At 63.9% G+C, this 3,460-nt stretch carries 6 protein-coding genes and 1 pseudogene; 3 read left to right on the top strand and 4 right to left on the bottom strand.

What is annotated here, in order from left to right:
* Positions 1–199 precede the first annotated feature (199 nt).
* Positions 200–526 (top strand): annotated as a pseudogene (repC, locus tag ACLP25_RS05195) (replication initiation protein RepC); the annotation flags it as partial.
* 127 nt (positions 527–653) lie between these two features.
* Here the strand turns inward: repC and ACLP25_RS05190 are convergent.
* From ACLP25_RS05190 to ACLP25_RS05180, 3 genes are read right to left on the bottom strand one after another with little or no spacing between them, the layout of a single operon-like run.
* Positions 654–1,070: a type II toxin-antitoxin system VapC family toxin gene (locus ACLP25_RS05190; protein ID WP_442468162.1), complete on the bottom strand. Its 417-nt coding sequence runs from the start codon at positions 1,068–1,070 to the stop codon at positions 654–656.
* Between the two features lies 1 nt (position 1,071).
* Complete coding sequence (locus tag ACLP25_RS05185; protein ID WP_442468161.1) at positions 1,072–1,314, bottom strand: type II toxin-antitoxin system Phd/YefM family antitoxin; 243 nt, start codon at positions 1,312–1,314, stop codon at positions 1,072–1,074.
* Positions 1,197–1,610, bottom strand: coding sequence for a DUF1403 family protein (locus ACLP25_RS05180; protein ID WP_442468160.1), 414 nt, complete (start codon positions 1,608–1,610; stop codon positions 1,197–1,199). The genes ACLP25_RS05185 and ACLP25_RS05180 overlap by 118 nt, the downstream gene beginning before the upstream one ends.
* A gap of 77 nt (positions 1,611–1,687) precedes the next feature.
* On the opposite strand from ACLP25_RS05180, the gene ACLP25_RS05175 reads away from it, so the two are divergent.
* Entirely contained in the window at positions 1,688–2,251 is a 564-nt protein-coding gene (locus ACLP25_RS05175; RefSeq protein ID WP_442468159.1) for an IS6 family transposase, read from the top strand.
* 234 nt (positions 2,252–2,485) lie between these two features.
* Positions 2,486–2,620, top strand: a complete 135-nt coding sequence (locus tag ACLP25_RS05170; RefSeq protein WP_442468158.1) for a hypothetical protein — start codon at positions 2,486–2,488, stop codon at positions 2,618–2,620.
* Positions 2,621–2,788: 168 nt separating this feature from the next.
* Here ACLP25_RS05170 and ACLP25_RS05165 read toward each other — a convergent pair.
* A partial coding sequence (locus tag ACLP25_RS05165) for a transposase (RefSeq protein WP_442468157.1) occupies positions 2,789–3,460 on the bottom strand: 672 nt, incomplete at its 5' end.

Raw genomic sequence — 3,460 nt, 5'->3', positions numbered from 1 at the left:
CTCCGAATCCGGGTTAACAAAAGCGCGGCGGTCAGCGTGGAATGGCTTCTGGTAGTTGCATCGCGCGCCCAAGAGACTCGCTGCACGTGCAATTCAGCGGTCTGCATGCTTCATCTGCGGCGTACCTTCGGAGTTCGTCGCCGCCAAAAGAAGGTCGAGCGGCGACTTTCTTAATCGTCGTTAACCCGAGTTCGGAGCCCTGGGCATGATGCTCGATGCTTGCCCGGACATTGCCGACTACGCCAAGGGCGGGGTCTCCCACTGGCGCGATCTCCTCGCGGCGGCGGGCGTCGCGCGCAAGGCCCTCGGCGTCAGCCCGAGCGCTTGGGAAGGAGCGCAGGCTGTCTTGGGTGAAAAATCCGCCGCGATCGTCGTCGCCGCGATCCTTCAGCGGGGCGCGGCGATCAGCAGCGCCGGCGGTTACCTTCGCGAGTTCACGCGCAAGGCGCAAGCCAACGAGTTCTCGATCGGCCCCATGCTCATGGCGCTGATCGGCGCTCGCAATCGCGAAAAGAAATGCGCGTGAGGGCAAGGGGTTCAGGACAATGAACGGACCAGGCTCGCGTCGGCGGATGCGCCGACGAGAACGATCAAGGGTTTCGGGAGGCCTGACGCTTACGGCGCGCGCAATGGAATGATGCGAGCGCTGAAGGTCACGGCCGGTCGGCCATCCCGAGCACGACCAGGTTTTCGGTGTGCGCGGCGGTTGAGAGTTTGTTGTCGAGAGTCGCCAATGGCAATTGTTCCTGTATCGCAACCGCGAGATAGCTCGCGTCATACCCGGAGAGACCGTGGCGATGAGCCAGCGCGATGACCTGCCAATCGTTGCCTGAGCCGGCGTCAACAATCGGAAGCGATCGGAGCTGCGCCATTGACAGCGCTGCTTCCCCAGGTTTCAGCCGCCCGCGTTTTTCCGCCATGACGAAGAGGCTCCGGACCTCGAACCAGAACAACGAGGGCGCGCGAGCGGGGCTTCCCTGGAGCCCGGCCATGACTTGGTCCGCGGCGTCATTGTGCTCGTCGGGAAGGAACCAGGCTGCCGCTACGGAGGCATCGACGACGATCTCCATGTCAAAGGCGCCTACCTTCGTCGCGCCAAGCGAGGATCTCGTCGACAGTCGTCTTGGGGCGACCGGCCCGCGCCGCCTTGATTTCCTTTATCGTCGCCGCGACGTCCATATCGTGGGGGATGCGCGTCAGGCGCGCGACCGGCTGCTGACCACGCGAGATAATGACGTCCTCGCCACCTTCGACTTTGGCGATAAGGTCCGACAGGCGGGCTTTGGCCTCGCCGATATTGACGGTGAGCGACAAGGTTCGGGTCTCCAGAAGTTTCGACGTTGACGGCGCGCGAGAGAATCCGTTGGGTTCGGGCGCAGGTCAAGCATGGGTTCGAACTCCGCCGCCTTTTGCGGGTCGAGCGACGCCTGCAGGTCGGACGCGACCGCGGCGAGGCGCTCGGGGCGGAAGGGATCGCCGCGGTCGGCGAGCGCGCGAAACGCGCCGTAGACCCGACCCGCCGGCCCGAGCGCTTGGCCGGGCCTGGCGAGGGCGACCGCGGCGCGCAGCGCCGCCTCGTCTTCGCGCCGGTTGAGGAGGCTTTGGACCACCGCGGCGGCGCTTTTGAGGGCGAGGGCAGTGTCAGACCAAACGCTCGCCGCGCCTCTGCACGTGGCAAGCTCAGGCCATGAGCAACCCGTTCCGATATTCCAACAGCTCGCCGGAGGTCATCCGCCTGGTTGTGATGATGTACGTGAAGTACCCGCTATCGCTGCGCAACGTCGAGGATCTCTTGGCCGAGCGCGGGATCGACATCAGCTATGAGACCGTCCGGTATTGGTGGAACCGGTTTGGTCGTCTGTTCGCCGCCGAGATCCGAAAGAAGCGGGTGGTGGCCCACATGCGTGGCTATCCTCAGTGGCGGTGGCATTTGGATGAGGCCTTCGTGAAGGTCAACGGCAAGCTCTGCTATCTATGGCGCGCCGTCGATCACGAAGGCGAGGTCTTGGAAGCGGTGGTCAATGCAAAGCGGGACAAAGCTGCGGCGCTGAAATTACTCAAGCGCATCATGAAGACATACGGCCGACCGCAGAAGATCGTCACGGACGGACTTCGCTCGTATTCTGCGGCGATGAATGAGATCGCCAACGCCGATCACCAGGAGGTCGGTCGTCGCCTCAACAATTGCGCGGAGAATTCGCATCAGCCGTTTCGACGACGAGAGAGCGCCATCAGCGCTTTCAAAGCGTGAAGACGTTGCAGAAATTCAGTTCAGTTCACGCCCAGGTCCACAACCATTTCAATCAGGAGCCCCATCTCGTCACCCGCCAATAGACGGCACCGGGCGGCCCTGAGATCGCTCGGTGCGGTGAGAAGGAACGCTGGCCAGGGAGGCCGACATGCTGTCGCAAGACGTGCGCGCAAGCCTGATTGTCCTCGTCGCCTTGTCGTTCTTGGCGTACTTGTCGCCCTGATCGGATATCCGATGCTGATCCTGATCGCGCTGGCCGCGACATTGGCGGTCTTCGCGCTGATGATCCTGGCTTCGGTCGGCGACATCGGGCAGTTGGCGCGGCGCGGCCCACCTGCGTCGGACCGGCGCGGGGAGACGGGCGGGTAGATCGAACTCGACGTTCGAACTATCAGTGTCAGTCGAGCAAGCGGGGATTGCGGCGCTGGAAGCCGAACGCCTAGGAGCCTGTCCAAATAGTGTCCGGTGTTGCGGCGATTTGGAGGGTATTGGCGGCTCTGGAGGCGGATTTGGCTGGTTTGGGCGGTCTGAAGGGGTTCAGGCGGTTGCGAGCTCGGCGGTAGACAGACTCCGCCCTTGGGCGAGTTTGAGCATGTTGTGGGCGAGGCAGACGAGGCCCCATTCGTGGGCGACCTTGTCGAGCCCGCGCATCAGGAACTGACGGAAGCCGCGGGCCTGCTTGATCTGCCCGAACACCGGCTCGGGCAATTGCTTGCGCAGTCGATAGGGGCTCTCGTGACCGCCGGCCTTGATCTTCTCGCGCATGTCCGCCACGCGTTTGCTTCCGCCTTCGCCGTCGGTCGGATGCTTGGCGCGTCCAGCGGCGATATAGGCGTCGATGGCGCGCTCCTCCATCGCGGCGAGGTTGGCGTCCGAGCAATAGCCGGCGTCGGCCGAGACCTGCTCGGGCTTGCGGCCCATGTTGGCTTCGACTGCATCGACCATCGGCGTCAGTTGACGCTGATCGCTTCCGTTGGCGTCGAGGCCATGGGCGACGATCACCTGCGCCTCGGCGTCCACCGCCGCCTGCGCGTTGTAACCCTGGATGAAGCCGTCCTTGGTTTTCATGATGCGGCTTTCGCGATCGGTGAAGTTCTTCTGCGCTTTGGGGTCAGGCTCTTCGGATGGCGGGGCGGCGGGCTTGCCCGGTTTCTTGCGGCCCTCGGCTTGTCGCCGCTCCTCGGCCTCGGCCTGCGCTTTGGCCTTGGC

The organism is Roseiarcus sp., assembly GCF_052145395.1.
Classification (GTDB): Bacteria; Pseudomonadota; Alphaproteobacteria; order Rhizobiales; family Beijerinckiaceae; genus Roseiarcus.
Note: the sequence above shows the minus strand (reverse complement) of the source record. Positions and strands in the feature narration are given on the sequence as shown.

What these genes read in the sequence shown, in the direction of transcription:
- ACLP25_RS05190 (WP_442468162.1), bottom strand. Translation starts at nt 1,070, where the DNA reads ATGGAGATCGTCGTCGATGCCTCCGTAGCGGCAGCCTGGTTCCTTCCC.
- ACLP25_RS05175 (WP_442468159.1), top strand. Translation starts at nt 1,688, where the DNA reads ATGAGCAACCCGTTCCGATATTCCAACAGCTCGCCGGAGGTCATCCGC.
- ACLP25_RS05170 (WP_442468158.1), top strand. Translation starts at nt 2,486, where the DNA reads ATGCTGATCCTGATCGCGCTGGCCGCGACATTGGCGGTCTTCGCGCTG.